The organism is Croceibacterium segetis (assembly GCF_011320115.1).
Taxonomy (GTDB): Bacteria; Pseudomonadota; Alphaproteobacteria; order Sphingomonadales; family Sphingomonadaceae; genus Croceibacterium_B; species Croceibacterium_B segetis.
Genome location: NZ_JAANOZ010000008.1, coordinates 125,891 through 152,554, shown reverse-complemented (window position 1 = coordinate 152,554; position 26,664 = coordinate 125,891). Strand labels below are relative to the sequence as shown.

General features: G+C 64.9%; 27 protein-coding genes and 1 tRNA gene. 15 read left to right on the top strand and 13 right to left on the bottom strand.

Annotated features, from left to right (window positions below; genetic code table 11):
- Positions 1 to 202, bottom strand: a 202-nt coding sequence (locus tag G7B69_RS11095) for a hypothetical protein (protein ID WP_166179184.1), incomplete at its 3' end; no start/stop codon positions are given.
- Between the two features lie 695 nt (positions 203 to 897).
- Here G7B69_RS11095 and G7B69_RS11090 point away from each other — a divergent pair.
- The 6 genes from G7B69_RS11090 (at position 898) to G7B69_RS11065 (ending at position 7,028) form a co-directional block, all read left to right on the top strand.
- Positions 898 to 1,449 (top strand): PilZ domain-containing protein, encoded by a 552-nt coding sequence (locus G7B69_RS11090; protein WP_166179182.1) that lies wholly within the window; start codon positions 898 to 900, stop codon positions 1,447 to 1,449.
- 1,129 nt (positions 1,450 to 2,578) lie between these two features.
- A complete protein-coding gene (locus G7B69_RS11085) occupies positions 2,579 to 3,259 on the top strand; it encodes a hypothetical protein (RefSeq protein WP_166179180.1) in 681 nt (226 codons plus the stop codon).
- Between the two features lie 76 nt (positions 3,260 to 3,335).
- Positions 3,336 to 4,133, top strand: coding sequence for a hypothetical protein (locus G7B69_RS11080; protein WP_166179177.1), 798 nt, complete (start codon positions 3,336 to 3,338; stop codon positions 4,131 to 4,133).
- Between the two features lie 314 nt (positions 4,134 to 4,447).
- Positions 4,448 to 4,681, top strand: a complete 234-nt coding sequence (locus G7B69_RS16830) for a hypothetical protein (protein ID WP_243415134.1) — start codon at positions 4,448 to 4,450, stop codon at positions 4,679 to 4,681.
- A gap of 758 nt (positions 4,682 to 5,439) precedes the next feature.
- The gene (locus G7B69_RS11075; RefSeq protein WP_166179174.1) at positions 5,440 to 6,375 is read left to right on the top strand and encodes a hypothetical protein; all 936 of its coding nucleotides are present in this window, start codon (positions 5,440 to 5,442) and stop codon (positions 6,373 to 6,375) included.
- A 515-nt stretch (positions 6,376 to 6,890) separates the two neighbouring features.
- Positions 6,891 to 7,028, top strand: coding sequence for a hypothetical protein (locus tag G7B69_RS11065; protein ID WP_166179172.1), 138 nt, complete (start codon positions 6,891 to 6,893; stop codon positions 7,026 to 7,028).
- Between the two features lie 291 nt (positions 7,029 to 7,319).
- Here G7B69_RS11065 and G7B69_RS16715 read toward each other — a convergent pair whose 3' ends face one another.
- On the bottom strand, positions 7,320 to 7,919 hold the full coding sequence (locus G7B69_RS16715) for a hypothetical protein (RefSeq protein WP_207786004.1): 600 nt from the start codon (positions 7,917 to 7,919) through the stop codon (positions 7,320 to 7,322).
- Positions 7,920 to 8,008: 89 nt separating this feature from the next.
- Here G7B69_RS16715 and G7B69_RS11055 point away from each other — a divergent pair, with 89 nt between their 5' ends.
- The 4 genes from G7B69_RS11055 to G7B69_RS11040 all read left to right on the top strand — a co-directional run bounded on the left by G7B69_RS11055 (position 8,009) and on the right by G7B69_RS11040 (position 12,221).
- A complete protein-coding gene (locus G7B69_RS11055) occupies positions 8,009 to 8,917 on the top strand; it encodes an IS1595 family transposase (RefSeq protein ID WP_166179219.1) in 909 nt (302 codons plus the stop codon).
- Between the two features lie 100 nt (positions 8,918 to 9,017).
- Positions 9,018 to 9,518, top strand: coding sequence for a hypothetical protein (locus G7B69_RS11050; protein WP_166179170.1), 501 nt, complete (start codon positions 9,018 to 9,020; stop codon positions 9,516 to 9,518).
- A 125-nt stretch (positions 9,519 to 9,643) separates the two neighbouring features.
- Entirely contained in the window at positions 9,644 to 10,345 is a 702-nt protein-coding gene (locus G7B69_RS11045; protein ID WP_166179168.1) for a hypothetical protein, read from the top strand.
- Positions 10,346 to 11,249: 904 nt separating this feature from the next.
- The gene (locus tag G7B69_RS11040) at positions 11,250 to 12,221 is read left to right on the top strand and encodes a tyrosine-type recombinase/integrase (RefSeq protein WP_166179166.1); all 972 of its coding nucleotides are present in this window, start codon (positions 11,250 to 11,252) and stop codon (positions 12,219 to 12,221) included.
- A 56-nt stretch (positions 12,222 to 12,277) separates the two neighbouring features.
- Here the strand turns inward: G7B69_RS11040 and G7B69_RS11035 are convergent.
- Positions 12,278 to 12,353: transfer RNA gene (locus G7B69_RS11035), tRNA-Val, on the bottom strand.
- Positions 12,354 to 12,639: 286 nt separating this feature from the next.
- Between G7B69_RS11035 and G7B69_RS11030 the strand changes: the two genes are divergently transcribed.
- Positions 12,640 to 13,038 carry a cupredoxin domain-containing protein gene (locus G7B69_RS11030; protein WP_166179164.1) on the top strand — a complete coding sequence of 133 codons (399 nt, stop codon included), beginning with the start codon at positions 12,640 to 12,642 and terminating at the stop codon, positions 13,036 to 13,038.
- 1 nt (position 13,039) lies between these two features.
- Here the strand turns inward: G7B69_RS11030 and G7B69_RS11025 are convergent, their stop codons facing one another.
- From G7B69_RS11025 to G7B69_RS10995, 7 genes are all read right to left on the bottom strand, one after another.
- A complete protein-coding gene (locus G7B69_RS11025) occupies positions 13,040 to 14,239 on the bottom strand; it encodes a S8 family peptidase (protein ID WP_243415131.1) in 1,200 nt (399 codons plus the stop codon).
- Positions 14,236 to 14,871, bottom strand: coding sequence for a zf-HC2 domain-containing protein (locus tag G7B69_RS11020; protein ID WP_166179162.1), 636 nt, complete (start codon positions 14,869 to 14,871; stop codon positions 14,236 to 14,238). Before G7B69_RS11020 ends, G7B69_RS11025 begins: the two co-directional genes overlap by 4 nt.
- Before the next feature lie 10 nt (positions 14,872 to 14,881).
- Positions 14,882 to 15,481: an RNA polymerase sigma factor gene (locus tag G7B69_RS11015; protein WP_243415130.1), complete on the bottom strand. Its 600-nt coding sequence runs from the start codon at positions 15,479 to 15,481 to the stop codon at positions 14,882 to 14,884.
- 103 nt (positions 15,482 to 15,584) lie between these two features.
- On the bottom strand, positions 15,585 to 16,724 hold the full coding sequence (locus G7B69_RS11010; RefSeq protein WP_166179160.1) for an ABC transporter permease: 1,140 nt from the start codon (positions 16,722 to 16,724) through the stop codon (positions 15,585 to 15,587).
- On the bottom strand, positions 16,721 to 17,644 hold the full coding sequence (locus G7B69_RS11005) for an ABC transporter ATP-binding protein (RefSeq protein ID WP_166179158.1): 924 nt from the start codon (positions 17,642 to 17,644) through the stop codon (positions 16,721 to 16,723). Before G7B69_RS11005 ends, G7B69_RS11010 begins: the two co-directional genes overlap by 4 nt.
- A complete protein-coding gene (locus tag G7B69_RS11000) occupies positions 17,641 to 18,645 on the bottom strand; it encodes an HlyD family secretion protein (protein ID WP_166179156.1) in 1,005 nt (334 codons plus the stop codon). Before G7B69_RS11000 ends, G7B69_RS11005 begins: the two co-directional genes overlap by 4 nt.
- Entirely contained in the window at positions 18,629 to 20,119 is a 1,491-nt protein-coding gene (locus G7B69_RS10995; protein ID WP_166179154.1) for an efflux transporter outer membrane subunit, read from the bottom strand. The genes G7B69_RS11000 and G7B69_RS10995 overlap by 17 nt, the downstream gene beginning before the upstream one ends.
- 54 nt (positions 20,120 to 20,173) lie before the next feature.
- Between G7B69_RS10995 and G7B69_RS10990 the strand changes: the two genes are divergently transcribed.
- Positions 20,174 to 20,833, top strand: coding sequence for a TetR/AcrR family transcriptional regulator (locus G7B69_RS10990; RefSeq protein ID WP_166179152.1), 660 nt, complete (start codon positions 20,174 to 20,176; stop codon positions 20,831 to 20,833).
- Positions 20,834 to 20,837: 4 nt separating this feature from the next.
- On the opposite strand, the gene G7B69_RS10985 is transcribed toward G7B69_RS10990, so the two are convergent.
- Both G7B69_RS10985 and ubiA read right to left on the bottom strand, forming a co-directional pair.
- Positions 20,838 to 21,821 carry a helix-turn-helix domain-containing protein gene (locus G7B69_RS10985; protein WP_166179150.1) on the bottom strand — a complete coding sequence of 328 codons (984 nt, stop codon included), beginning with the start codon at positions 21,819 to 21,821 and terminating at the stop codon, positions 20,838 to 20,840.
- Between the two features lie 60 nt (positions 21,822 to 21,881).
- On the bottom strand, positions 21,882 to 22,787 hold the full coding sequence (gene ubiA / locus G7B69_RS10980; protein WP_166179148.1) for a 4-hydroxybenzoate octaprenyltransferase: 906 nt from the start codon (positions 22,785 to 22,787) through the stop codon (positions 21,882 to 21,884).
- A gap of 38 nt (positions 22,788 to 22,825) precedes the next feature.
- Here ubiA and G7B69_RS10975 point away from each other — a divergent pair, with 38 nt between their 5' ends.
- Genes G7B69_RS10975 through G7B69_RS10965 form a run of 3 tightly spaced genes read left to right on the top strand, consistent with a single transcriptional unit; the run spans position 22,826 to position 25,286 of the window.
- Complete coding sequence (locus G7B69_RS10975) at positions 22,826 to 23,575, top strand: 16S rRNA (uracil(1498)-N(3))-methyltransferase (protein WP_166179146.1); 750 nt, start codon at positions 22,826 to 22,828, stop codon at positions 23,573 to 23,575.
- Between the two features lie 41 nt (positions 23,576 to 23,616).
- Positions 23,617 to 24,987, top strand: a complete 1,371-nt coding sequence (locus G7B69_RS10970; protein WP_166179144.1) for a glutamate--cysteine ligase — start codon at positions 23,617 to 23,619, stop codon at positions 24,985 to 24,987.
- The gene (locus G7B69_RS10965) at positions 24,987 to 25,286 is read left to right on the top strand and encodes a putative quinol monooxygenase (RefSeq protein ID WP_166179142.1); all 300 of its coding nucleotides are present in this window, start codon (positions 24,987 to 24,989) and stop codon (positions 25,284 to 25,286) included. The genes G7B69_RS10970 and G7B69_RS10965 overlap by 1 nt, the downstream gene beginning before the upstream one ends.
- Here G7B69_RS10965 and G7B69_RS10960 read toward each other — a convergent pair whose 3' ends face one another.
- On the bottom strand, positions 25,287 to 26,636 hold the full coding sequence (locus tag G7B69_RS10960; RefSeq protein WP_166179140.1) for a methyltransferase family protein: 1,350 nt from the start codon (positions 26,634 to 26,636) through the stop codon (positions 25,287 to 25,289). It lies immediately after the preceding gene.
- Positions 26,637 to 26,664 lie beyond the last annotated feature (28 nt).

Below are 26,664 nucleotides of genomic sequence, written 5' to 3'. Positions count from 1 at the left end.
TGAGCTGCAGCAAATGAGCCGCGTGGCGCAGCGCGTTCTCGACGCCCGGCAGCTCGCCCCGGGCAATCATTTCAATGCGACGAAACCACAGCGCCGCCTCGAGCGGCTCAATGTCATCGTTCATCGCACTTCCAGCCTTGAGTGTTTGTGACTTCAATCGGTAGCGGTCATCTCGGCCGAAGATCCTGATCTTCCAATGCACTAGTATAGCCTGTCCCAATTTCGGACTGTGGCCTGGAGGCTGCTCGTCTGGCATCCTCGAACGAGCCGTCCCAGCGACTGGCCACGATTCACGGCGCCGGCGCGAAATCGACCGCCAAGCTGGCGGTCTCGGTGAGCGAGCCCGCACGATTGCGCTCAGGTCAGCGTTCGCCGGCTCACTGGGACCCGCGACGGACCAATCTCCAGCCTCGCGGGAAGCGCAGGCGTCACCGGGCCGATCGGGATCAGGTTGCGCGGCAGGAGCGGCGAGTGAGGTCAGGTCGCGCACGGCTTCGGTGAGGGCATTTTTCCCCCTGGCGAGTAGAACAAGGCAGGAGCGCTTCACCAGGTTGCGAGGACGAAGTGAGATGAGGGCGCATCGGACGGACTCAGTGCCGGGGCACCTCGTCGCTGTCTAAGGCATCATAGGCTGCAAAGCAGAGTGGGACCCAGCTCGCGGGTTCCATCAAGTCGAACGGACCGTCGACAGGCCGGACAGAAGATCGCGCCCGGGCCATTGGCGACCATCAAGTCAGCCCCTGCAACGCCGCCGCAATTTACAAAGGACATTCTGCGAAGCGCCCTGCCGTTGCGATCGCTTCATTCGCCAGCACCTGCTACGGGAAATTGCTAGGGGGCGGGGCAAGCAAAAGTCGACCACGTTTGTGTCAAGGCCTGTCGTGGAGGCCTGCACACTTGGATATCGAACTGGATCACGCACGATCGGAGCCACGGACGAACATGTTCGTCATGGCAAGCATCTCTGCGACCACGGCATCCGGGCCGGTGAAGATTCGAAATCTCTCGCCGCGAGGCGCTCTGATCGAGAGTTCCACATTGCCCGCAACCGGCGAGTCACTGGAGTTGAAGCGAGGCGCTTTGTTTGCCGCCGGAGAGGTGGTCTGGCGGGAAGGCAACAGAGCCGGCTTGAGGTTTGACAGGTCGATCGACGTTATCGATTGGCTACCTTCAGCGCATTGCGCTCAGCAAGTTGTGGATGCGGTCGTCCAGCAAGCCAAAGCTGCCATGGCAGGTCATACGACAATGGCGAACGAGCAAACGGCCGATCAAATTTCGATAGACGCCGACCAGCTGCGCCGGCTGGCCCGTGCGCTCGATCTGCTGGCGGACGATCTAGCTGATGATGCTACAGTCCTGACACGCCACGCCCAGAAGCTGCAGGCTCTCGATATCGCCGCTCAAATGCTGCGAAGACTTGCCGGGGTTAGTGGACGACATTCCAGCTAAGCTGCAATCCCACGCCCATCGGACTTTCTTGCCGAGACCAGTCCAGTGCCGCCGTCGCGGCCCGAGCGTCCAAGGAAGGGCCAGCGGATCTAAGATGCGCTGACGATCTTCGAATCAAGGCGTTCCACAATCGCCTGATGTAAGGTCAGTTCAGCGTGGCAAAGGGTACGCTCGGGCGAAGGGACCAACCATCTCCCGCAAGGCTGGTCTTGTAGCCAGGGACCATGAAACTCACACATCATCGGGGATCGGGGATATCCCCTAAATGTACGCTACCAGACCGTGCCGCGCTTACATGGGACTTCCCGTTATCGGCCAGAATTTGACCTTCTGCCATGCGCCAGGTGTGGCCTTGCTAGCCAGGCTGAATTTGAAATCGGAAGGTCCAGATGGTCGTCGCGGACGGCGAGTTCGATCGTACACGGACGCAAGCCCTTAGTTAGGGATCCGAAATCGGTGATGGAGCCCGAATGGTTTCGTGGTGTTCGTGGGAACATTCTTCCGGCTGTGCGAGCCGAATTGGGTGCAATGGCCCAACGGCCGCCTCGGTCAGGAGCATTCCGGACTATCGAGAGACAGGCCGGCGACTTCGGACAGTATCGAGGAGTCCAGATGGCCTGGGGCATACGAACACACTGATACTCGAGCGAATTTCAAAATTGATTCGAGGGCCTCGTGGCCGAAAACGTCGCCGCCCTTGCGCTCAACTGTGAGCCGCCGATGACTGCTCGCTCTCACCCTATGCTGAACAACACTGACGAACCGTTGCTGTATTTCGGCGATAGTTGGCAGACTGCCCTCATGCCGCGATGAGTGATCCTCGCCCGCCCACTCGAGCAGCCGCGCTAAGTGAGCGATTAGCTTGCCGACATGAGCCCGTAAAAGCTACTCCGGGATCGAACTGGCGGAACGAACTCCCCGCCGGTCCAATCGTCGCAATTCGCGCCCGGACTGGCGATGGATGATGTGCCTAACGTGGTCTTAACCCCTCGAGTTAATACGGTAGCAACCTTCCGGGTGGCCTCTGGATTTCAACTCGCGACCCGTTCGCGCGTTTCTACGGCCCCGCCCCCTCGGGGGCTAATTTTTGAGAGGAATGATGATGCGTAGGCTTTTGGCAGCAACAGCCGTGATCGCGCTTGCGGCCGGCGGTGCCGCACTCGCGCAGAGCACCGACACCGAGGATTCCACCGACGCAACTTTCGGCAGCCAGGTTCGCGTGCTGGCGCAAGGTCAGAAGAACTCAGACACCAAGGGAATCGGCGCCGAGGTTTCGGCCCTCGCCCACGCCCGCAATGATGCGCGCGCCGCGGCACGCCACGACACCGGTGATGTCGACGACAATGACGAGACGGATGCCGGCGATGTCGACGACAATGATGATACGGACGCCAGCGATGTCGATAACGATGAGACCAGCACGACCGATACCGACACCACTAGCACCCAGGAAGTCGCCACCACCGCGACGTTCGGCAGTCAGGTGAAGGCCCTGGCAAAGGCTCAGAAGGGTTCCGACGTCCATGGCATCGGCGCCCAGGTCTCGGCCATGGCTCACGACCGCAACGACGCGCGTGCATCGGCCCGCGGGAGCGCCACAACCGAAACCGACCTGCGGACCTCGCGCACAGACGTTCAGCTGTCCGCGAACATAGCGACCGACGCCCGCGCGACCGGCCAAGCCGCCCGCGACGCGGCGATGACGGTCCGCGACGCGGCGAAGGACGCCCGAAACAATTCGGCCAGCGTGCGCGACGCGGCGCGGAGCATCCGCGATGCCGTCCAGGCCGCTCGTCCTGGGCACCATTGATCGCGCCAAGTGTTTCTGAAAGTCAGGGGCGGGTCGCGTTGCGGCCCGCCCTTGCTGCACGTGCAGGGAGAAAGTCATGAGAAAAACCGGCTTGGCGGCAATCGCCGCGATCGGGATCGCCACCGCCACCCCCGCCGTGGCTCAGGATTCGACGGATCAGGCCGCGAATGCGCCATTCACTTCATTCTCGCTGATGACCGGCGTCGACTATTCTTCGGGCGACTACGGTACCGGCCTCGACACCAACATCCTTGTGGTTCCCGCCACCGCCCGCCTGACGACAGGCAACTTGCGTTTCGGCGCGACCTTGCCGTGGCTGCGGATCGACGGCGCCAATGTGATCGGCGGGGCAGACGGCGGACCGATCGTGATCGATCCCAATGCCCCGCGAACGATTCGCAAGGGCATCGGCGACCTGTCACTGAGCGCGACCTACGCCATTCCCGAGGAATCTATTGGCGTCGGGCTTGAATTCACCGGCAGGGTCAAGATGCCGACAGGGTCCCAGAGCAAGGGCCTGAGCACCGGCAAGACCGACTTGAGCGCCTCCGTCGACCTCTCGAAGACTTTCGGCATCATCACTCCGTTCATCGACGTCGGCCACAAATGGGCGGGCGATCCTTCGTACATCGATCTCAACAACACCTGGTTCGGTTCGGTCGGCGCGAGCGTCGCGCTGGGGAATTCGGTGCTACTCGCTTCGTACGACTATCGCGAGGCGACCAGCCCCTTGTCGGAAGACAGCCAGGAGGTGTTCGGCGCATTCGGTGCGCCGGTGTCGAAGCATTTCAACCTGACGGTCTACGGTTCGGCCGGTCTGAGCGAGGGAGCTCCCGACTACGGCGCCGGCGGGATGGTCACGCTCAAGATGTGACAGTCGCCCGGAGTCCCACCACAAAGTAGACCTACCGGCTTCCCCCGTTCCTGGCTTCAACGTTCGGCGGGCAACGATACCTGACGGTTAGCTACGGTCGTTGACATACCCAACAGCGGACTGACTGCTATCGGGCGATGGTGGATATTGTTGCTACGCGATTAGGTGCCCCTAGCATGACGGCTCAGCCGGAGCATCGAAATGGCTAAAGGGTACAAGAAGCTGACCTTTGGTGATCGAGCGAACGCCTCGGCAGCGGCCAAGCGGGCGTTCTCGAAGAGCACAAGGCTGCGCCCAAGCCCGATCCAGCCGGAATCGCCGCTGCGAAAGAACGCCTTCTCGCCCGCGAAGCGGCAGCGGCGGGCGCACGGGCGCAGAAGGAGGCCGATAGCGAGGCCGCGAAGCCCGCTGCTGAGGAAGAGGCTACGGCCGGGGCGAAGGCTGCCGCTGACGCCACGAAGGTCGCTCAGCCGAAGGTGCCGACCCAAGCTGAGTGCCAGGCCGCCAGAGATGCCCGCTATGCTGCTCGCAAGACGCGCAAGCGCTAGCCGGAAGCGTTCTCTCTAACGGGCCAGGTGCCTGGAGGTAACTCGACCAGGAGCGCGAACGACGATCCTGCCGCACGGCTGACCGATCCTTGACGAGTCCCCCCGGCGGGATCAGGCGATCGACCGTTCGTCGCACCGTTCGCAGAACTTCCAATCCCACGGCCTCAAAGCCAAGAGAGGACCGCCCGCTATCGGCCAGCAATGGACCAGAACGATCGGTCCGAGCTGTAGGTGCCGAGCTGACACCCCGGAGCCTCACCTTGCTTGTTAACCGGAAGACTGGGCGGACGAATTGGCATGCGCCGCGGAGCGCTGGACATACCAGCGACCGGAAATTTGGTGGCGGTGACGGGCTCGAACCGCCGACCCTCTCGGTGTAAACTACAGACTCCCGCGCAAATCTGCGGCACTTTGAGTTGCGTTACGGCAGATTTGCCGCATTTGCTCTCGTTTCGTTCCCTCAAAATTCCGCTTCTAGGTACCTTCGTACCTTAGTGCCGAGTCCGGGTGCGCTGCGGCATGACGCGAGTTCACGGGGAGCCGTCAGTACTGGGCGGCGAAATCAGCCTGAGACTCGGAATGCTTGCACCATTCCATGATGCCATCATCAGGCGCTCGGATGCACTTTGCCATAGGGAAGGCTCAGGTTTCCGCAACGCCGTGAGCGACTTCGGAAGATGTATGTAACATCACCTATCACTTTTCCTCTTGACTCGGTCACATGATACGTTACCTTACATGGAGAAAGTGAGGTCGCGATGCAGATTCCAGATAGACAAAGTCTCGAAGCTAATCTTCGGGAGGCGGTGGTTCTAAAGGCTGAGGAGCTGTTGCTCACGGGAGGTGGCACCGTGGGGCGCGCACTCGCGGAGTTACTAAGCGGCGTCGAAAGCGGCGGGGGCCTCCCGACCGATGAGTTCGGAGACGCTGAGGCGCTCGCCACGATCGATCCAAGCCGATTGGAAATCTCGTCCAAAATCTGGAAGCTGTGCGAGCTTCTGGAAGCCCGCTCTCTCAGCGGACGCCCAGCCGATGGTCGGGTGGACAGCGATGCGATTGAGCAGGACTACCTGGATTTCATCGAGCTGTTTCTCGCTTCGTTGCCCGACATTGCGCTAGGGGGTGAGGATTGGACAAGTTGCCGCAATGGAGCCGTTAGACAGTTGCTCCTGGTGGGTAAGGCCTGGCACCATCTCCAGTCCGCAATTGACGAAGGGACGAGCGGTGACTTCAGCACTGAACAGCTGACCGCTTTTGACGTCTCTCTGCTCGCGGGAATTGGGGAGCGGACCACGCGTAACCTCGTCGGCCCAAACAAACAGCTCCGTTCGATTGAGCATAAAAAGCAGCGCAAAAGCTCAATCGATCCCAGAGGGTTTGTGGCGGTGAACCGGATCGATGCCTTAAGCTGGCTTAGAGATCGAACGGACTTTCGCATCGCTTCTGTCCGCCCCGGCTTATTTGCCGAGCGACTTGGTCGAATCCCCGATGATATCGACCGTGATCGCGGGGCCTATCTCGCTGCTCTCGCAATCGGGAAGCGCACCAGTGAGTTGGCTGATGAGGTCGGCCTCCCCGCGAGCGATTTGCGCGCGCTCGCGTCTGGCCATCCCAGCCGCAGCAGCGTGCGGCGCATATCCGATCACGTCATTGCATGGGATTTGGAACGGACGTCCTACACCGCCCCGGCCTAACCGCCGGTGGGATTTCCGTTCCGGACGGTTAGTCAGCCGTCCGCGCGCAGCCGGCGGTCGTGTTCAACAACACCGGCAGAACGGAGCGGATTTCACCTTGTCCGCCGACCGTTCCCCGAACGTGGGGTGAAGCGTGACAGCCGGAGAGACGGCACCACAGTTTGAGGGAGTGTCATTCAATGTCGAGCAACGAGTGGTTTGTCTTAATCAAGGAGAAGACCCAGGCGTATGGCCGCCCCGTCCAAGGTGGCTTCCTGGTCCGCGAAGGGTCGACCGCCATGCGGATCGGCTCTCCCAATGAGAAGAGGAACAGGGGCGATAGAGACAGACTACTGCGCCTGGGTACTCTCGTGCCGCATTCCGATCCCGACTTGCTTCGGTTCGCTTGCGATCATGTCTTCACCAGCCCAAGCCAAGCCGGGGGCATCGTTATTGACGGGAATTGCAGCGGCCCCAGCCGCTGGCGAAGGACGACCGATCGCAAGAGCCTGAAGGAATGTCTCGGCTCATAGAGTTTGGATAAGCACATAGGGCGTTATCTCTCGGAAATGACCTGGCGTTTCAACGCTCGCGCGATGGAGGAAGGCGAGCGGGTCAACGCCCTAATCGCCCAGACCACCGGTCGCCTCACCTACAAGGAACTGATCGCATGACGGGGAAGAGGGAGAAGCCGCTTCACCTAGATATGGACCCAGACGAGGCGCTGGAGAGATTTCTGCAAACCGACCCCGACGAACTGAAGCGGCGGCTTGAAAAAAAAGGGAATTATATACGAAACTAGACGCCCGCCCCTAGTTGGGCTTGGGCTTCCCTTTCGGCTTCGCAGCCTTGGCCTTCTTGTCAGCAGCGCGAAAAATCGCCTTGGCGATCTTCTCCGGTGAGGCCGGGATGCGGTCGATCTTGTTGGTGACTGGGCGGCCCCTAGGCGCGGGGGGTTTTCTCTGTCATGCGTAGATTCCTTCGGCAGCGGAAAGCCGCTTCGACCAGTTGGCAAGCACGCCAGCATAAGCGTCGCCCACCCAGTGGGGAATTTCGGAGATATCCGGGATGAGGATGTCGCGCAGCGTTTTGTTGGCTTGCCGCCCATAATTGTAGCGGAACTTGTTTTCGCGGATGCACATGCAGAGGAACAGTTTCTGCTCAATCGTCATCTCGACCTTGGGGCGCAGGTAATAGAGGTCGCGCCCGCTGTAGAACGGTTCAGTCTGCAGGAACGTCTCTAGGACCGACCCTCCGCCCGCCACGGTTAGAACCCCTGCCTCTGTCGGCTCCAAGCCGTCTATGGGCTCGACCCTTGCCGACACTCCGTTGTTCAGGGCGGTTCTGGAGACGAAATTGACGCCTTCGCGGCTCCGGACCAGTGCGTTCAGTTCAAGGTTGTGCCCGTAAATCACGTCGAAGAGCGCGGAGAGTTTGACCCGCTTCGCCCCCGTCACAGCCGGGCCAGCCAAGGGATGAGCGGGCGTGTCGGCGAGTCCGTCAATCTTGTCGCGCATTTCATTATAGACCGGCTCGGCCTCGATCCATGGCGGGATGTCCGCCACGGCGGGGATGGGTAGCTTGGCAATTATATACTTGACTTCACCAGTCCGTAAGCGCATACCTCTTCACAGAGGAAGCGAACGCCATGGCCATCAACATCACAGACCCGATCTTTCACAACGAAGATGCCGCGCAGGCTCACTGCGAAGCGTCACGCTGGAACGGCGAGCCTTCTTGTCCGCATTGCGGTTCGGTTCGCGTCGCCCGCCTCAAGGGCAAGACGCAGACCGTCTATTTCCTCTGCAACGATTGCCGCGACAAATTCACGGTCCGCACTGGCTCGGTGATGGAGCGCAGCCATGTGCCGTTGCACAAGTGGCTGCTCGCCTTCCACCTTATGGCCGCGTCCAAGAAGGGCATGAGCGCCAAGCAAATGGAGCGCATGCTCGGCGTGACCTACAAGACCGCGTGGTTCCTCTGCCACCGTATCCGCGAAGCCATGGACGGTGCGGCTCCTACCGGCCCGCTCGGCGGCGGCAGCGGCGTTGTCGAAGCCGATGAAACTTATGTCGGCGGCAAGGCCAAGAACCGTGCGTTTCGCAAGCCCGCCGCCAAGAAGATCGTTGTCGCCCTAGTCGAGCGCGAGGGTCACACCCGTTCGTTCCATGTCGCCAACGTCAACGCCAAAACCCTTCGCAGCGTGATCGTTACCAATGTCGAGCGTACCGCCGCGCTCATGACCGACGAAGCGCCCGTTTACATCGGCGTTGGTCGCGAGATGCAGAACCACTTCACCGTCAATCACGCGGCTGCCGAGTATGTCACCTACGGCGGGTTCAAGCACTCCAACACGGTCGAGAACTTCTTCTCGATCTTCAAGCGCGGCGTGATCGGCACCTATCACCACATGAGCGAAGCGCGCCTTTCGCGCTACCTCGCCGAGTTCGATCTCCGCGCCAACACCCGCGACATGACCGATGGCGAGCGTGCCGCCGAAATCCTCAAGGGTGGCATCGGTCGCCGTCTTACCTATCGGCGGATTGATAAGCTCGCCGCCTAAGCTGTTTGAGGTTCCCCGCCAGATTGGTGAGCGCCGTAAGCGCTGGACTCGCCCTTGAAGCGAGCGCTTATATATTTGTCGGAGCAGGGGAATCGCTATGGTGACAGGTATTGAAATCAGTGGCGCGGTGGGCGGCCTCAAGGCGGCGTTTGACCTCGTACAGGGCCTCCACTCCACCGCCAAGAGCGCGGCGATCAATCAGGTCCAGATTGAGCTGGGTAAACACATTTTCGATGCCCAAACGGCGCTGACGGCGTTGAGTGCGGCGCAAGCGGACGCTGCCGACCGTATACGTCAGCTTGAACAGCAGATTGTAAACCTCGAAAACTGGGAAACTGAGAAGAAGCGCTATGAGTTGGCAGAAGCCGGGCAAGGCTCCGTTGCCTACAGACTGAAGTCGGGCATGGAGGACGGCCAGCCCGCGCATTGGATATGCCCCCAGTGTTATGAGGACGGTCAGAAGTCGATCCTCAAGCATGAACACCTCACTGTCGGACGTTGCGAGATACTCGCCTGTAATCGCTGCGGATTAGAACTTGTGACCAGTGGGCGTCGTCTAGAGCCGCCTAGGACCGCCGGCTCTTTCGGTCGTGGCCGCTAGCACTCTTCTTGCTGTCGGCGTGCGGCTTATGCGGCATGGCGAACGCCCGTTTGAGCGCCGCCTCGCGGCGGGCCACGGTTTCCTCTTCGGAATAAGTTTCCCCCAATTTCTTATCGGCATCCGACATGGCAATTTTCTCCAGCGCGCACTTGAAGCTGAAACGAGCACGCCAGCATATCACTGAGCTGGAGGTTCTGCTCGACACGCACCTGCGCGAAAATCCGATTACCAGCGAGTTCGTTCCTGGCACAGGGGGCGGCCCGGAAGGTTGGAGTCCAACAACCAAGATCACGGTCCCACCAGCGCCCGAGTTGGCGCCCGCCATCGTTGGCGACATTATTCACAATGCCCGGACGGCGCTCGACCACATGGCGAGTGAGATGGCCCGCCTTAACAACCAACCGGACAGAGGCGTCTACTTCCCGTTCGCCGAAAACGCCGCCGGGCTTGAGGAGCAAATTAAGAAGAAGAACTTCAAGCGCTGCGGGGCCGCAGCCGTTGCGCTGCTCAGGACGTTCAAGCCGTACAAAGGTGGCAACATCGAGCTTCGCGCGGTTCATGACCTAGATGTGCTCGACAAGCATCGGGCTCTAGTTCCCGTGGCCGGTGTTAAACCAAGGGCAGCCAAAGCGTTCGAATGGGTTGGGCCCATGATCGAAAAACGCCGGCAACTTCGGTGGATTCCCATTGAACTAGTCGATCCTCAATGGGTATTTGGGAAGGACGACCCTCTCGGAGACCGCCCTGTCATCGAGACGCTGAAAGAGCTTGTGGACCTTTGCGAAGGCATTCTGGAAGCGTTCGCTGCCCTTAAGACGGACGACTAGATCTGGGGCGACGCTAAGCGCCGCCCCAGCGTTCAATCCGAGACCCTTCAAAAAGCGAATGTCCGAAGGGGTTAAAGCGCCGGCCTGTCCCTCTGACACTTACACTCTCCGACTCGGCTTGTGAAGTTAAAGATATAATTGCCAGAAGTATGGGGGAGACTTGGCAAAAACCGCGCTGCTATTGGCCTAAAGGAAGAGCACGTGGATAGTCTTTAGTCAGCTTCGAAACTTTTCCGGATGTGTGGGGGCGGTTGATAGCCCCGACACCGGCAATCTATGACCCCGAAAAGGGTGTTACCCTTTGAGAAGGCGGCGACCTTCTCGCAATCCTGACAATGTCACTTATTACAATTTTGGCGAGCAGCGTCGGCTAGGCAGAAGCAATGCCTGAGCCGCTGAAAATCTCGCAAGTCTCCCAGAGACTTTTCCAACATCGATTTAAAAATTGTTCCGCAAACGCGATTGCCTTTTCGAACAACACGAAAGGATCGCGTTCATGTATATTATCGAAAAGAATATCCCCATCGCTCGCGACAACAGGGGTGGCCCCGGCAAACGCCAAGCGAGGTCGCGGACCTACCCCTTCGGAAGGATGGAGGTTGGCGACAGTTTCCTATGCACCGATCGCACAGCTGCTCAGCTGGCGTCGGCCTCATGCAACTACGCCAAAAAGTGGCGGCGCCTGGACCGCAAGTTCACCGTTCGGACTGTGTCTGATGGCGTTAGAATTTGGCGGGTATCGTAAGGTGCCAGTCAACGAAATGCCCTTCTCGCCCGAAAGTCTAGCGCGGCGCTGGCAATGTTCCGCCGAGAAGGTCCGAGCCATGTTTCACTCAGGAGAACTGCCGGGGTTCCGCCTCGGCAAGCTCATCCGAATTCCAGCAACAGAGGTGCAGCGTTTCGAATGCCTGATGAATACACACTCACCCGACACAGAGGGAAATGGTCACTCACATTCCGGGACGGGAACCGTCGACTACGCATCACGACTGGTACGACAGACGAGGCCCTCGCCCGTCAACGCGCTCGTGAACTCTGGCAACGGCGAAACGCAGCAGCAACCGACCTGCTAGCGGACCTGTGGCCGGTTTATGTCTCAGACCGCGCTGCCGACGGTCTGGAACGCAAGCGCTTTGCGTTTCACTGGAAGGGGCTTGGCCCCTACTTCGGCCAGATGGTGGGCTCCGCCATCACCCGCGAAGATTGCCGATCCTATTACGATCGGCGACGCCGGGAGGGCTACAGCGACAGCACGATCAAGACCGACCTGGAGCTCCTCCGCGCCTGCCTTCGTCGTAGATACGGTGCCATTGCTCCTTCCATCTGGATTCCTCCCTCATCGCCCCCCCGGGACAAATGGCTCACGAAAGAGCAAGCACGCGAGATTGCCGACATGGCAGAAACCCCGCACGTGAAGCTGTTTATCATCGTGGCGCTGGCTACCGGCGCCCGGTCAGGAGCAATCCTCGACCTGACGTGGGACCGCGTGGACTTTGCTCAAGGCACCATTGATTTTCGACCCCCAGGCCGTGTCCAGACGAACAAGCGACGCACCGTTGTCCCGATGAACGCACGGGCGCGCGAGGCGCTTGAAACTGCCCATGAGGCCCGGCTGTCCGATCATGTCGTCGAGTATGGCGGAAAGCCGGTCGGCTCAGTGAAGAAGGCCATCGCTCGGCTCTCGGAGCGGGCCGGCATTAAATTCAGCCCGCACGTCTTACGCCACACATGCGCGGTGTGGATGGCCCAGGCTGACGTCCCCATGCAGAAGATCAGCCAGTATCTTGGCCACACATCGCTTCGCATGACCGAGCAGGTTTACGCACGGTACTCACCGTCGTTTATGAGGGACGCGGGCGATGCAACGGAGTTTTGAGGTACATCGGTACAACGAGCTTCGGCGGGTACACAGCCGCAAACCCGCAGAAATCCTGGTGGGCGGTGACGGGCTCGAACCGCCGACCCTCTCGGTGTAAACGAGATGCTCTACCAACTGAGCTAACCGCCCTACGGTGCGCAGAAGCGCGCGATTTAGCGGGGTTTCGGGGTCGGTCAACCCATGAGCCGTTGGAACGGAACGGCGACGAATGCCACCAAATGGAGCAGGAAGCCCTGATATAGTCCCGAAGTGATTGGCAGGTGAAAGGCCCAACGAACCTACCGGCTTTTGGTTCACCGAGAACGTCCGCAATGGGTCGTTAGCTCACCGGCCCTTTCGCCTGCCCGGTTTGAACCGCGGCATCGCAACGGGCCACCCATGCGGGACGGCGCGCGCCGTCCCGGGAGATTGCTTCATGCACAAACCGATAGCCGCCCTTGCCGTCCTGCTGACCGCGTCCGTCCCGATGGGATCGCTTGTGGCGCAAGGCGCCCAGCCGCAGCTCGTTTCCGTCGAACTGTCGAGCTTCAAGTTCGCCCCGGCCGAGATCCCGCTGCGGCGTGGCCAGGCCTATCGCCTGCACCTGGTCAACACCTCCGGCGGCGGACACGATTTTGCCGCCGCGGAATTCTTCGCCGCGAGCAACATCGCTGCCGCGGACCGGGGTCTGATCGTCGACGGCAAAGTGAAGCTGGCCGGCAAGCAGAGCGTCGATGTGGTGCTGACCCCGGAAAAGGCCGGGACTTATGCGCTGCGTTGCACGCACTTCCTGCATTCGGGCATGGGAATGAACGGTCGGATCACCGTGCAGTAGCTTACGGACAGGGGCCGGTGCTTCCGAGCACCGTCGCGCAGGCTGCGACCCTTCCATCGCTCGCGCGGACGAGACTCGATGCGAGGGGGCGCTTGGTGCGTTCTCCGGCAAGCGCAACCAGGCCGCTCACCTGCGCCACCGCGTAGGATGTTCCGTTGACGAGCCCCCATCCGCCGCCGGGCTCGGTGGTTGGCAGATCGCGACCGGGCGCGCCGTAGACCCCGCTCGGGAGCGACGGCAGCGCTTCGTCCGCGACCGGCAGGACACCACGCATCGAAGCTGGGAAACCGCCGTCCGGCTGCGCCTGGTCGTAGGCGGCGACGACCGCGATGTTTCGCGACAGGGCGATGCCGAGCAACCTGCCCAAAAGCTCATCGCGCGGGCCGCTAAGGCTGAGGTTGATCACGTTTGCCTGGTGCTGGATGGCGAACTGCAGCGCCTGCGCCAGCGCCAGCGAATTGCACACCGTCGTTCGCCCGCCTTCGAGTTCGCGGCAAGCGCGAAGCGCCATCAGCCGCGCGCCGGGCGCAACGCCGGCCATGCCGATACCGTTGCCCGCCTTGGCGCCGATCAGCCCGGCGACATGGGTGCCGTGGGCTTCCGGCCGGCCGGGCGACCCGCCGATGAAGTTCTCGTCCGACACGAATTGACCGGCAAGATCGGGATGCGAAACGTCTACCCGGCTGTCGACGATGGCGATCTTCACCCCGCGGCCGGTGGCGGACCGCTGCAACTCGCGCAGCTTCCATTCACCCGCCGTGGGTTGCGCCGAATAAAGCGGATCGTCGGCCGCACCCATCTTGCCCGAGATCGCATACGCCGTCGTCCGCTGCGCCCAGGCGACGCCGGGTTCCTTAGCCACCGCCGCGATTACCCGGTCGAGCGCCTTGCCAGGCGGAACGACCATCAAGTAGCAGTCGACGCCAAGCAACGGCATCGGCCAGCCTTCACGCAACTCCACGCCGTATCGCTCGGCAATTCGGCGAGCGGAGCGCCGGCGCGCCGCCTGCCCGGCGGCATCGCCGTAGTCGCCGGAGTAGCTGGAATTCGGCCGATAATGCGCCGGCGGCATCTTGAGCATGACGAGGATCTGCCGCTCCTCGTCGCTACTGCTCGCCGCGGCAGGCAGGCTCGCGCCCAGGACCGCCGGAGCAGCCAGCGTCAGGAGCACGGCCAGGAGAGGGCGTAGCAGGCGGATCACGGGCGGCCGTCACTCGCGATCGGCTCGGCGAGGACAACCTCGGCCGACTGACGGAGGGCGTCGATTGCATCGGCCGGGCGGCGGCCATCGACGCGCAAGACGTAGGCGCCGGCCGCCGTCGGGCCATCGACCACCCGCGCGCCCTGCGCCGCAAGAAGCGCGCGCATCTGCTGTTCGGTGGTGTCGGGGCGGAACAGCACGATCACCTGGCCGGACGCGGCGCCGCCGGCGGATCCGAGGGTGTGGAATGTCTGCGCCGGAGACACCGGCTGCTGCAGCCCGACGATCGCCAAAGCGAACGCAACCGACGCGGCCAAGGCGCCGCCGACGGCCCAGCCGAGCGGTCCCGACCGGCTGAACCCTGGGAGGCGGCCGCCCGCGCGGCTGGAAATCTGCTCGGGGAGGCGCATCGTCATCGCCTGCCAGCCTTCGTCGACGTCGAGCGGCAGCAGGGCCACCTCGCGCGCCAGTTCACGCTCGCGGGAAAGGTCGTGCCGGCAATCCTCGCACTCGGCGAGGTGCGCCTCGACCCGCGCCACTTCCTCGGCCGAAAGCGTGCCATTCACATGCCACGGCAGCAACTGCTGCACCGCGTCGTGCTCGCTCGGCCTCAGGAGAACTATCTCTGCCATCTTCGAACTCCTAGACCCAGTCCTCCAGCCCGCCGCCGACAATGCGGCGGAGCTGGCGCCGGGCATGAAACATGCGTGTCTTCACCGTGCCGACCGGGCAATCGAGAATCCGGGCGATCTCGTTGTAGTCGAGCTCGTGGTAATAAGTCAGGTCGACCACCGCGCGGTGCGCGGGCGACAATTCGTCCATCGCGCGGGCGAGCAAGTCGCGGCGCAACACGCCGGCCGAGTTCTCTTCCGGGCCCGGCCCCTCGTCCGCCCGTTCGAACCCCTCCGGGTCCTCGCGCGGATCGTCGAAGCGGCCGAGCGCCTTCATCGCCTTGCGATAGGCGATGGCGAAGATCCAGGTGGACAGCTTGCTGCCCCCATGGAAGCTGTCGGGCCGCTGCCAGACGACCATCAGCGTATCGTTGAGCGCCTCCTCGACCAGCTGCGGGCGGCGCACGAGCCTCAGAAGGAAACGCGTCAGGCGCGGATGATAGGCGCGATAGAGCGCCTCGAACGCGCTGCGGTCGCCGCGCCGGATCTTTTCCAGCAGCAGCAGCTCGGCCGCGTTCGCACCGCGGGCGGCGGACGCCTTGTCGGATATGCGGATTGGCTCCTCGCTCACGGCTAACGCTTCTGGCCCCTACTTTCCGGGAGTGAATCCGCCCAACCGGGCCAGAGGTTCAACTCGCCCCGAGATTAGCAGATCGGCGCGCGACGCAGCAGCCTCAATCGAGGGTCGTCCGCGACCTCGCCACCGTCACCGTGGCGACGACCAGCAGGAAGGCGGCAAGGGCGAGGATGTCCGGGCTCATGTCGGCCAGGACCTGGCCCTTGAGCAGGGCGCCGCGAATGATGCGCAGGAAGTGCGTGACCGGAAGCACTTCGCCGATCGCCCGTGCCCAACCGGGCAGGCCGAGGAACGGAAACATGAAGCCCGACAGGAACAACGAGGGCATGATGTAGAACACGGAAACCTGCATCGCCTGCAGCTGGCTGCGCACGAGGGTCGAGATCAGGTATCCGAGCGAGAGGTTGCAGGTGATGAACAGCACGATGCCGCTGGCGAGCGCGAGCCATCCCGCGGCGGTCTGCGCCATCGGCACCGCGAACAGCAGCCGGGCGAGGGTCAGCACCACCGTCGTCTGCACGATGCCGACTGCGATATACGGCAGCAGCTTGCCGATCATCACTTCGAAGGGCGTCGCGGGGGTCGCCAGCAAGCTTTCCATCGTCCCGCGCTCGACCTCGCGGGTCACCGCCATCGCGGTCATCATCACGAGCGTCATGGAGAGGATGATCGCCAGGAGGCCGGGGACGATGTTGTAGGCGTTGATGCCTTCGGGATTGTAGAGCCGGTGGATCACCACCTCGAACGGCGGCTTGCCGCCCTGGCGCGCCGCCGGCCCGAGGAGGTCATGCTTGAGCGCCTGCGCCGGCAGCGCGGCGACGGCGGCAGACACGCCGCCGGCGGCGACCGGATCGCTGGCGTCGACCTCGGCGAGGATCTGCGCCCGCTCGCCCTTGAGAAGATGGTGGGTGAAATCGGGCGGGATCGTCAGCGCCAGCGAGATCGAGCCGCGGCGCATCAGCCGGTCCATCTCGGCTTCGGAATTCGGCTGGTGGGTGACATCGACGTAAGACGAGTTCTGCAAGGTCGCCACCAGGTCGTTGGCGATGTTGCTGTGATCGTACGACACCACCGCCGCCGGCAGGTGCCGCGGGTCGGTGTTGATCGCGTAGCCGAACAGCAGCAGCTGGACGAGCGGCATGACGAGAATCATTGCGTAAGTGATGCGGTCGCGGCGGAGCTGGGTGAACTCCTTGACCATCACCGCGGCGATGCGGGAGAGCGACAGGCGGCTCATGAGGCGTACCGGTCGTCGACCTGGTCGGCCATCAGCTGGATGAAGACATCCTCGAGCGAAGGCTCGACTTGCTCCCATTCGTAAGGCGCCTTGCGCCAGGGCGCGATCGCCTGCTCGAGCGCGCTCTTGTCGGTGCCGCTGACGTGGACCGCGGTGCCGAACGCCGAGGCGCCGAGCACGCCCGGCTGGGCCTCGAGCGCGTGCGAGATCTTGCCGACATCCGGCCCTTCGCCGTTGAAGGTCACAAGTCCCGAGCGCGCAATGATCTCCTCGGCCGTGCCGCGCGCGATCAGCCTGCCGTTGAGGATGTAGCCGATATCGTGGCAGCGCTCGGCTTCGTCCATGTAGTGGGTCGAGACGAGCACGGTCAGCCCGCGGTCGGCGAGCGCGTGGATCTCGTCCCAGAACTCGCGCCGTGCTTGCGGGTCGACGCCGGCGGTGGGCTCGTCGAGCAGGAGGAGACGCGGCCCGTGGAGTGTCGCCGCCGCCAGCGCGAGGCGCTGCTTCCACCCGCCCGAGAGTGCGCCGGCGAGCTGCCCTCGCCGGTCCTGCAGCCCAAGCTCGTCGAGCGCCTGGTTCACCACCTGCTGGCGATTTTCGAGGCCGTAGACCCGGGCGATGAAGGTCAGGTTCTCCTCGATCGTCATGTCCTGGTAGAGCGAGAAGCTCTGCGTCATGTAGCCGGTCTGGCGCTTGATCGCCGCGGTCTGGGTACGGAAGTCGAGGCCGAGCACTTCGCCCTCGCCACTATCGGGCGTGAGCAATCCGCACAGCAGCCGCAGCGTGGTTGTCTTGCCCGCGCCGTTGGGGCCGAGGAAGCCGGTAATCCGCCCTTCCCCGACCTGGATGGACACGTCGCGCACGACATGCTTGTCGCCGAAGCTCTTGTTGAGCCCGCGGACGTCGATCGCGTTGGTCATTTCCCGGGCAAGTCGCCGGCGCCGGGCGCGACGTCGATCGGCTGGCCGGGCACGAGCGCGCGCGCGTTCGACGGCACCGCCTCGACCATGAACACCAGCTTCTGGCGGGCATCGAGGCTGTAGATTACCGGCGGGGTGAATTCGGGCTCGGAGGCGACGAAGTTGACGGTAGCGGTCAATCCAGCAGCGCAGCCATCGCAGCCGATCGCGACCTTGCGGCCGGGCTTGTAAGCGTTGACCAGCGCCTGGGGCACGTAGAAGCGCACCTTGACCTCGCCGTCGGGCACGATCGAAACGACCGGCACGTTAGCCGGCACGGTTTCGCCGGCCTTGAACATGACGTCCTCGACCCGCCCCGCCGACGGAGCGACGGGCGCCAGCTCGCTCAATTGCCGCCGCGCCGAGGTAAGCCCGGCCTGAGCTCCCTGCACTTGCGCCCGCGCCGCGTTGATCGCCGCCGACGCCGCGCCGAGCTGGGTGCGCGCGGCATCGCGGCGGCGCAGCGCGGCGTCGTAGGCGGCGCGGGCCTGGTCGATGTCGAGCTGGGCGACCGAGCCGGCCTTCTCGCCTTGCGCCGCGCTCAACCGGCGGAGCTGCGCGCCAAGGCGGTCGGCCTCGGCTTGTGCGGCGGCGAGGTCTTCGCGTGCCTTGGCCAGGGCCGACTGCTGCTGGTTCACTTGCGCCTGGTTGGCGCTGATCTGCGCCTGCGCCTGCTCGGTGCCGGCGGCGCGCTGGGTCGGATCGACCTGGAACAGCTGCGCGCCCGCGGCGACCCGCTGGCCGCGCCGGACCGCAACGCTCGCCAGCGTGCCGGCGACGGGCGAGGTCATGTAGACCTCGTCGGCGACGACGTAGCCGGTGAACAGCTCCTTCCCGTCACGATCGCCCGAGCGCAGAAGGAGCCACAACACCAGGGCGACGGCCGCGACGACGACCGCGGCGACAATCGCCCGCCGGGGAAGGCGGCGGCGCTCAGGTAGGGGTTCAACTGCCTCGGCCACTCGCCTGCTCCTCTGGATTGACGCGGCGCTCGTCCCAGCCGCCGCCAAGCGCCTTGTAGAGCGCCACCTCGTCCTGTGCCGCCGCCGCCTCGGCCTGCGCCAGCGTGTCGCGGTCGGCGAGCCAGGTTTGGCGCGCCTGCAGCACCTCGGTCATTTGAACGAGGCCGCTGCGCTGGCGCACTTGTGCGGTGTCGACGGCATCCTGCGCCGCCGCGACCGATGCGCGCAGTGCCCCGACCTTGCGCCGGTCGGCGTCGAGCCGGGTCAGCGCGTCCTCGACCTCCCGCAAGGCGCCGAGCACCGTGGCCTGGTAGGCGAGCAATGCTTCGTCTGCCTGCGCCCTGCGCAAGGCGACGGTCTCGCGCTTGCCGCCGCCGATCAGGGGTAGCGACAGCCGGCCCGCGCCGTTGGCAAAGATGCTATCAGCCTCGAGCAAGGTCGCCAGCGAACGCGAGGCGAGCTGGAGCGCGCCGGTGAGGCTGAGCTTGGGGTAGAGATCGGCCGTGGCCACGCCGATGTCGGCGGTCGCCGCGGCGAGCTTGCGCTCGGCGGCGCGGATGTCGGGGCGGCGCTGGAGCAGCTCGGACGGGAGGCCGGGCGGGATATCGATGGCCGTGGCAGCCGCGGGCGATGGCGTCGTCAGCTCACCGGCCAGCGCGGCCGGAGCCAGGCCCAGCAGCGTGCCGAGCGCGTGGACACGCGCATCGGCCTCGGCGAGCAAGTCTTCACGCTGCGCGCTGGCCTGTTCGAGCCTGCGCTGCTGGCTGCGCTCGTCGAGCGTGGTGGTGAGGCCGTTGCGCGCGCGAACGCGCACGAACTCGAGCTGGTCGCGCTGTGAGGCGAGCGCTTGGTCCGCGAGCGCGATCCGGCGCTGGAGCACGCGGTATTGCTGGTAGGTCCGGGCGACTTCGGCGGCGAGCATGACCTCGGCATCGCGCTGCGACCAGACCGCCGCTTCGGTTCTCGCGCCGGCGGCTTCGTTCGCGCGCCGCTGGCCGCCGAACAGGTCGAGCTCCCACGAAGCGTCGAAGCCCGTCTGGAAAGTCGCGAAGTCCTCGCCCGGCAGGCCGATGCCTCCCCCGCCGCTGCCCGGCTGTCCGCCACCGCCGAGATTTGCGAGGCCGGCGGGCAGCGAGTTCTGGCTCAGCCGAGAGTAGCCGGCCTGGGCGCTGGCGTTGAGCGACGGTCCGCCCCGCGCCCGCGCCACCCGCTCTTGCGCGCGGGCTTCGGCGACTCGCGCCGCCGCCTGGCGGACATCGAGGTTTCCGCTGCGAGCACGGGCGATCAGGCCGTCGAGGACTGGATCGCGAAACGCGGTCCACCAACCCCCAATATCCGATGTTCGCAGCGCGGCGTCGTGGGCTCCAGCGTAAGTCGCAGGCACGGCGACCGTGGGCCGATTATAGTCCGGCCCTACGGTGCATCCCCCGAGCAGGAGCAGTGCCGCGAGCGGCCGGATTCGCGACGGGATCATGGATTCGCACATCGTCTTTATTGACCATGCGGTCAATAGTGTTAATGATCCGGTATGGCCAAGACCCCGCACAGCAATGCCGAGAAGCCGAAAGCGCGGCCGCGCCAGCGGCGCAAGGACGCGCGGCCGAGCGAGATCATCGAGGCGGCGATCGCCATCTTCGCCGAACGCGGCTTCGGCGCGGCGCGTCTCGAGGACGTGGCCCGCCGGGCAGGCGTCGCCAAGGGCACCGTGTTCGTCTACTTCCCGACCAAGGACGACCTGTTCCGCGCCGTGGCGCAGACGGTGCTTACCTCGCATCTCGAACGGCTCCACGGCGCTGCGGCCGATCTCGACCGGCCGATCGCCGAGCTCGTGCCGATGTTCCTGGCGCAAGCCGCAGCCGTGATCGGCGAAGGCCGCCTGCCGGCGATGATGCGATTGCTGGTCGCCGAATCGCGCCAGTTTCCCGACCTCGCCCGGGTGTGGCACGACGAGGTCGTCTCCAAGGTGCTCGGCATGCTGACCCTCGCGATCGAGCGGGCTCAGGCGCGCGGCGAGATCAGGCCCGGCAACGCCCGGCTGTACGCCTTCTCAATCATGGGTCCGATGCTGGCGAGCGCGTTGTTCCGTGAAGTATTTCGCGACACCGCCCCCCTGCCGGACTTGCCCGAACTGGCGGAACAGCACGCGCGAACCATTCTCGACGGGTTATTGCTGCCCGACGCCAGTTGAAGCCTCAGATCGCCTTCGGACTGCGGCCGATCTCCGCGAAGTAGCGGGCCATGCCGTCGGCCGCGGCGTCACTCAGGGCGATAAACGCGCGGCGGCGGTCGCTTTCGTCCTCGACCCGTTCGAGCAGCCCGCCTTGAGTCATCTGGCCGATCCAGCGCAGCGCGGTGGTCGGCGGCACCCCGCTGGCGATGCACAGCGAGGTGACCGAGACGCGGGTGTGCTCGGCGCGTGCGGCGGTGAGGTCGAGCAGCATGTCCCACGCGGGATCGGCGAACAGCTCGGCATCGAAGAACTTCGCGCGCAATTGCCGCTGGCGGATGATCGTGCGCACGAGCCGCGGATCGGGCAGCGGGGGGCGCGGGGCGCGCACCAGCCGCTCACCGCCGTCGTCACCGTCAGGGCCCGAATACGCCGGCGCCGGGCTCTCGAAACGGAACGCCGCTGCGTTCCACCGCAAGGGCGCCTCGTCGGTGCCCAGCCGCTCCAGCCGTGCGGCGATCTGGCCGACTTGCTCGGTCAGGCGCAGCAGCGTGAGCCTTTCGTCCTCGGCCAGCTCGCGCAGCCGCAAGTTGGGCACGCGCGCCAGCACGCGCCCGAGCGCGATCACCCGCTCGGCGCGGCTCGGATCGACGAGGATCTGCGGGGCCGACTGGTCGCAGCAGGCGAAAACATCGTCGAGCGCGTCGACGGTGGTCGAGATGACCAGGTGCGCGCCCGCCCTCGCGGCCCGGATGTCGAGCCGGCTGAGCGCGGCCAGTTCGGTGCCGCTGACCTCGGGGCAATCGAGCAGCACGACTTCACCGAGCGGACGCGGTTCGCCTTCGAGCAGCCCCGCGAGCGAGCCGCATTCGCGCACCGCCAGCCCGGCGGCGGCGACGTCGTCGCGAATCTCGTCGCGCAAGTGCGCGCGGTCGGCGAAGATCGACACCGCGAGCGGCATTCCGGCGGCGTCGTTGGCCGGCTGGTAGACGAAATCGACTTGCGGCATGGCCCTGCGACTCCTGCTTCTTTCGGAACAGGATGCGAACAAAGCAAGATCAAGTCAAGTCTATGCGTTCCCGACCACGAAGCAGCCCGCCGCCACCAATGCGCCGGCGAAGCGGTTCGAGCGGAACCGGGCGAGCGCGTTCGCGCCGTCGGCCGGATCGAGCGTAAGCCCTTGCCACAGCAAGTGAACCGCCGCCGGCAGTAACGCGAACATGGCAAATGGATCCTCGCGCACCCACCAAACGGCGAGACCCCAGAAGGTCAGCGCGAGGCAGTAGAAGGCGAGCACCCCGGCCTGTACGTTCTCGCCCAACCGCAGCGCGCTCGAGCGGATGCCGACCAGCGCGTCATCCTCCTTGTCCTGCAGCGCGTAGATCGTGTCGTAGCCCATGCACCAGAAGATCGAACCGGCGTAGAGCGCCAGCAGCGCGTCGATGTGGTCGAGCCTGAGCGCGGCCCAGCCGACCAGCGCCCCCCAGGTGAACACCAGGCCGAGCCACGCCTGCGGCCACCAGGTGATGCGCTTCATGAACGGATAGGCGGCCACGAGGACAAGGCTGGCGAGCGCGACCAGTTCGGCCTGCCAGCGCAGTTGCAACAGTACGACGAGGCCGACCGCGCACAGCACCAGCAGCCAGCCCCACGCCGCCCTTACGCTCACCCGGCCGCTGGCTACGGGCCGCGCCGCGGTGCGCACCACCTGCCGGTCGAGGTCGGCGTCGACGATGTCGTTGTAGACGCACCCCGCCCCGCGCATCGCGATCGCGCCTAGCAGCAGCCAGGCAATCAGTCCGAACTGCCACCCCGCCCCGGCCAGCCAGACCCCCCAGGCGCACGGCCAGAACAGCAGCCACCAGCCGATCGGCCGGTCGAACCGCGCGAGCAGGGCGAAATCGCGCATGCGTCGCGGCAGCATGCCGACAAGCCCGCGGTGCTCGCTGTCGGGGACGATGTGCTCGGCGGACATGCTTGCCCCCTACCCCGCGTCATGGCACCTGCCTAGCCATGCCCGCCACCCCCGCCTGGCCTCCCCGCAGTGCCCCGCGATTGTTCGTGCCGGGGCCGTTGGCGCACGGCTCGGTGATCGGCGTCGAAGGCAACCAGGCGCACTATCTCGCCAAGGTCATGCGCGTGGCCGAGGGCGACGCCGTGGTGCTGTGCGACGACCTGACCGGGGAATGGGCGGCGCGGGTGGCCGGCGTCGGCAAGCGCAACGTTTCGCTCGAACTGGCCGAGAAGCTGCGCGAGCGCGAGCAGGTGCCCGACCTGTGGCTGTGCCCGGCGCTGCTCAAGAAGGACCGCTTCGACCTGGTGCTCGAAAAGGCCACCGAGCTCGGCGTGCGCGCGATCCGGCCAGTGGTCACCCGCCGCTGCGTGGCCGACAAGCTCAATCTCGAACGCGCCCGGGCGATCGTCACCGAAGCCGCCGAGCAATGCGCCCGCACGGCCCTGCCCGAACTGGTGGAGCCGGTGAAGCTCGATGCGCTGCTCGCCGGCTGGCCGGCCGATCGCGCGCTGTTCTTCGCCGACGAGTTCGGCGGCGAGCCGGCGGCACAGGCGTTCGCGCAAAGCTCCCGCCCTGCCGGCTTGCTGATCGGTCCCGAGGGCGGCTTCGATGGCGGCGAACGCGCGGCGATCCGCGCGCACCCCGCCGCGGTGCCAATCTCGCTCGGCCCGCGCATCCTGCGCGGCGAGACCGCCGCCGTCGCCGCCAGCGCATTGTGGATGGCGACCGCCGGCGACTGGAGCAAATAGCGCTGGCGCAAATCCACAGCCTTGCCTAACGGGGCGCTCCGATGAGCACGCGCACGGTCTCGACGGGGGAAGAGCGGCGGATCGAAACCCGCGAGCAGCTCATTGCCCCCATGCAGGAGGGCGAGAAGGCCCCCGACAACTGGCGCATTGGCACCGAGCACGAAAAGCTCGTCTACAAGACTTCAAGTCACCGCGCGCCGAGCTACGACGAGCGCGGAGGTATCCGCGATATCCTTCTGGAATTGCAGGAGTTCGGCTGGCATCCGGTGGAGGAGAACGGGCAGGTCATCGCCATGGCGGGCGACGACGGCACCGTCAGCCTCGAACCGGCCGGGCAGCTCGAACTGTCGGGCGCGGCGGTGGAGAACCTGCACCAGACCTGCGCCGAGACAGGCCGTCACCTCCACCAGGTCAAGGCGATCGGCGAGCGCTGCGGGGTCGGCTTCCTCGGCCTCGGCATGTGGCCCGACAAGACCCGCGAAGAACTGCCGATCATGCCCAAGGGCCGCTACGCGATCATGCTGCGGCACATGCCGCGGGTCGGCAGCATGGGTCTCGACATGATGCTGCGGACCTGCACGATCCAGGTCAACCTCGACTATTGTTCCGAAGCGAACATGGCCAAGAAGTTCCGCACCAGCCTGGCCCTGCAGCCGCTGGCGACCGCGCTGTTCGCCAATTCCCCCTTCACCGAAGGCAAACCTAACGGTTACTTGAGCTATCGCAGCCATATCTGGTCCGACACCGATCCGCACCGCACCGGCATGCTGCCGTTCGTGTTCGAGGACGGCTTCGGTTACGAGCGCTACGTCGACTACATGCTCGACGTGCCGATGTACTTCGTGTTCCGCGACGGGAAATACATCGACGCCGCCGGGCAGAGCTTCCGCGATTTCCTCGCCGGCAAGCTCCCTGCCCTGCCCGGCGAGCTGCCGCTCGAAAGCGACTGGATCGACCACCTCTCGACCGCCTTCCCCGAAGTGCGCCTGAAGAGCTTCCTCGAGATGCGCGGCGCCGACGGCGGCCCGTGGAACCGCATCTGTGCGCTGCCGGCGCTGTGGGTCGGGCTGCTGTACGACGACGCGGCGCTCGACGCCGCGTGGGATCTCGTCAAGCACTGGTCGATGGACGAACGCGAGGCGCTGCGCGACGCGGTGCCCCGGCTGGCGCTCGGCGCGCCGCTGCCCGGCGGCGGCAAGCTGCTGGACCTCGCCCGCGAAGTGCTGCCGATCGCTCGTGCCGGACTCTCGGCGCGCGCAAGGCTCAGCACCAGCGGCGACAACGAAACAGGGTTCCTCGAACCGCTCGAAGAGATCGTGGACAGCGGCAAGGTTCCCGCCCAGCGCCTGCTCGACAAGTTCCACGGCGAATGGGGCGGCGATATCAGCCGCGTCTACGAAGAGAGCTTCTGATGATCCTCGTCAGCGGGCATTTTCGCCTGCCGCCCGAGCGGATCGCCGAAGCGCGCCCCGCGATGGCGAAAGCGATCGCCGCCTCGCGCGCCGAGCCGGGCTGCCGCGACTATTCGTATGCCGAGGACATGGCCGAGCCCGGCCTGTTCCGCGTGCACGAAGAATGGGATAGCCGCGAAGCTCTCGAAGTCCACTTCGCGGCGGCCCACATGAAGGAATGGCAGTCTGTGCGCGAGACGCTCGGCTTCCACGATCGCCAGGTCCTGGCTTACGAAGTCGGCGAGCCTACGCCGCTCTGATCACTCCGCCGGCTGAACGGCGACCCGCCGCTGCCGCGCGCGGCCGAGCAGGCGGGCAAGCGGGGCGGTGACGGCGCCGTGGTGCTCCATCCACGCATGGTATTCGCGGTACTTCGCATCTTCGCCCAGCAGGTGAGCTTCCTCGGTCTTGGCGCGCCAGAAGTAGATCGCGCTGACGCAGCCGAGCAGCACGGTGTTGCGGATCGTGTCGACCGCCGAATGGCTGGTCACCAGGAACGGCAGCACCGACAGCCACCAGAACAGGTTCTTCGAAAGGTACGCCGGATGGCGGCTGAAACGGTATGGGCCGTTGGTCAGCACCCCACGGTAAGTCAGGTTCGAGAAGCGGATGCCGAATGCGAGCGTGGCCCAGGCGTAGATCGCGGTGAGCGCGGCCAGCATCGCCGCCCAGCCCCACAGCAGCGCGCCGTGCCCGGCGAGCCAGTAACCCCATCCCGCGGTGTTGTATTCGTATTGCAGCACCCCGCCGCGGCCCATGAAGGCGTAGACGAACGGCGGATAGCAGATGAGCGCCGCGACCCAGCCACCGAGAAATGGGTTGCCGCTACGAATATGCGCGCCGAGCGGGCGCAGCGTGAGCAGGTAACCGACGGTGCCGATCTGCACGTCGATGGTGAACAGGATATCGAAGAGCGCGTTGCCGGTGCGGACCGGATCACGCACGATCTCGCCCCAGTCGGCGTTCACCACCCCGGCGAAACCCGGCGGCAGGATTGAGATCATGAAGGCACCGAAGAAGCCCTTGATGATCCACGTGCGCCAGTGCTTCCCGACCTCCTCGCCGTCCCACGGCTCGCGGCCTATCAGCATCGCCCCGAAGTTCCAGGCGTGGTCCCGCGGCTCGACCAGCACGCGGTCGAGCCACAGGACATACGGCACCGAGAGGACGAACATCGGCAGCGTCGCCCAGCCGATCACGTGCATGGCGAACAGGTATTGCCCGTCCCAATACCAGCGGCCGAGGCAATAGAGGAATCCGATCAGCGCCCAGGTCGCCCACAGCCCGGCGAGCTTGGTCGCCGAGATATGCAGCGTCGTGGCGAACGGACGTCTGCGGTCCCATTCGATCCCCGTCGACGGACTGCGGTGAACCTTCTCGACCAGCACCGACCACGCCGCCATCAGAAAACCGGCCAAAGCCATCGCGACGAGCGCGGAATAGGGCCCGGAAAGCCGCTCGCGCGGCCCCGGCAAAGCGAGCGCGTCGGCCACACCCGGCCAATTGCGGCAGATCAAGATCCACGAGACAAGCCCCGCCAGGCCGACCAGCCCGACGGCCGGCGAGACATCGCTCGCGGGCGGACCCGCACCGGATCGCTGCGTGCTCATCGAAAACGCGCCTAACCCCAAAGGGTTA

Bases quoted from the DNA above. Each gene is read 5' to 3' on its own strand.
- G7B69_RS11080 (WP_166179177.1), top strand. From the start codon at position 3,336: ATGAGAAAAACCGGCTTGGCGGCAATCGCCGCGATCGGGATCGCCACC.
- G7B69_RS11075 (WP_166179174.1), top strand. From the start codon at position 5,440: ATGCAGATTCCAGATAGACAAAGTCTCGAAGCTAATCTTCGGGAGGCG.
- G7B69_RS11045 (WP_166179168.1), top strand. From the start codon at position 9,644: ATGGCAATTTTCTCCAGCGCGCACTTGAAGCTGAAACGAGCACGCCAG.
- G7B69_RS11040 (WP_166179166.1), top strand. From the start codon at position 11,250: ATGCCTGATGAATACACACTCACCCGACACAGAGGGAAATGGTCACTC.
- G7B69_RS11030 (WP_166179164.1), top strand. From the start codon at position 12,640: ATGCACAAACCGATAGCCGCCCTTGCCGTCCTGCTGACCGCGTCCGTC.
- G7B69_RS11020 (WP_166179162.1), bottom strand. From the start codon at position 14,871: ATGGCAGAGATAGTTCTCCTGAGGCCGAGCGAGCACGACGCGGTGCAG.
- G7B69_RS11010 (WP_166179160.1), bottom strand. From the start codon at position 16,724: ATGAGCCGCCTGTCGCTCTCCCGCATCGCCGCGGTGATGGTCAAGGAG.
- G7B69_RS11005 (WP_166179158.1), bottom strand. From the start codon at position 17,644: ATGACCAACGCGATCGACGTCCGCGGGCTCAACAAGAGCTTCGGCGAC.
- G7B69_RS10995 (WP_166179154.1), bottom strand. From the start codon at position 20,119: ATGATCCCGTCGCGAATCCGGCCGCTCGCGGCACTGCTCCTGCTCGGG.
- G7B69_RS10990 (WP_166179152.1), top strand. From the start codon at position 20,174: ATGGCCAAGACCCCGCACAGCAATGCCGAGAAGCCGAAAGCGCGGCCG.
- G7B69_RS10985 (WP_166179150.1), bottom strand. From the start codon at position 21,821: ATGCCGCAAGTCGATTTCGTCTACCAGCCGGCCAACGACGCCGCCGGA.
- ubiA (WP_166179148.1), bottom strand. From the start codon at position 22,787: ATGTCCGCCGAGCACATCGTCCCCGACAGCGAGCACCGCGGGCTTGTC.
- G7B69_RS10975 (WP_166179146.1), top strand. From the start codon at position 22,826: ATGCCCGCCACCCCCGCCTGGCCTCCCCGCAGTGCCCCGCGATTGTTC.
- G7B69_RS10970 (WP_166179144.1), top strand. From the start codon at position 23,617: ATGAGCACGCGCACGGTCTCGACGGGGGAAGAGCGGCGGATCGAAACC.
- G7B69_RS10965 (WP_166179142.1), top strand. From the start codon at position 24,987: ATGATCCTCGTCAGCGGGCATTTTCGCCTGCCGCCCGAGCGGATCGCC.
- G7B69_RS10960 (WP_166179140.1), bottom strand. From the start codon at position 26,636: ATGAGCACGCAGCGATCCGGTGCGGGTCCGCCCGCGAGCGATGTCTCG.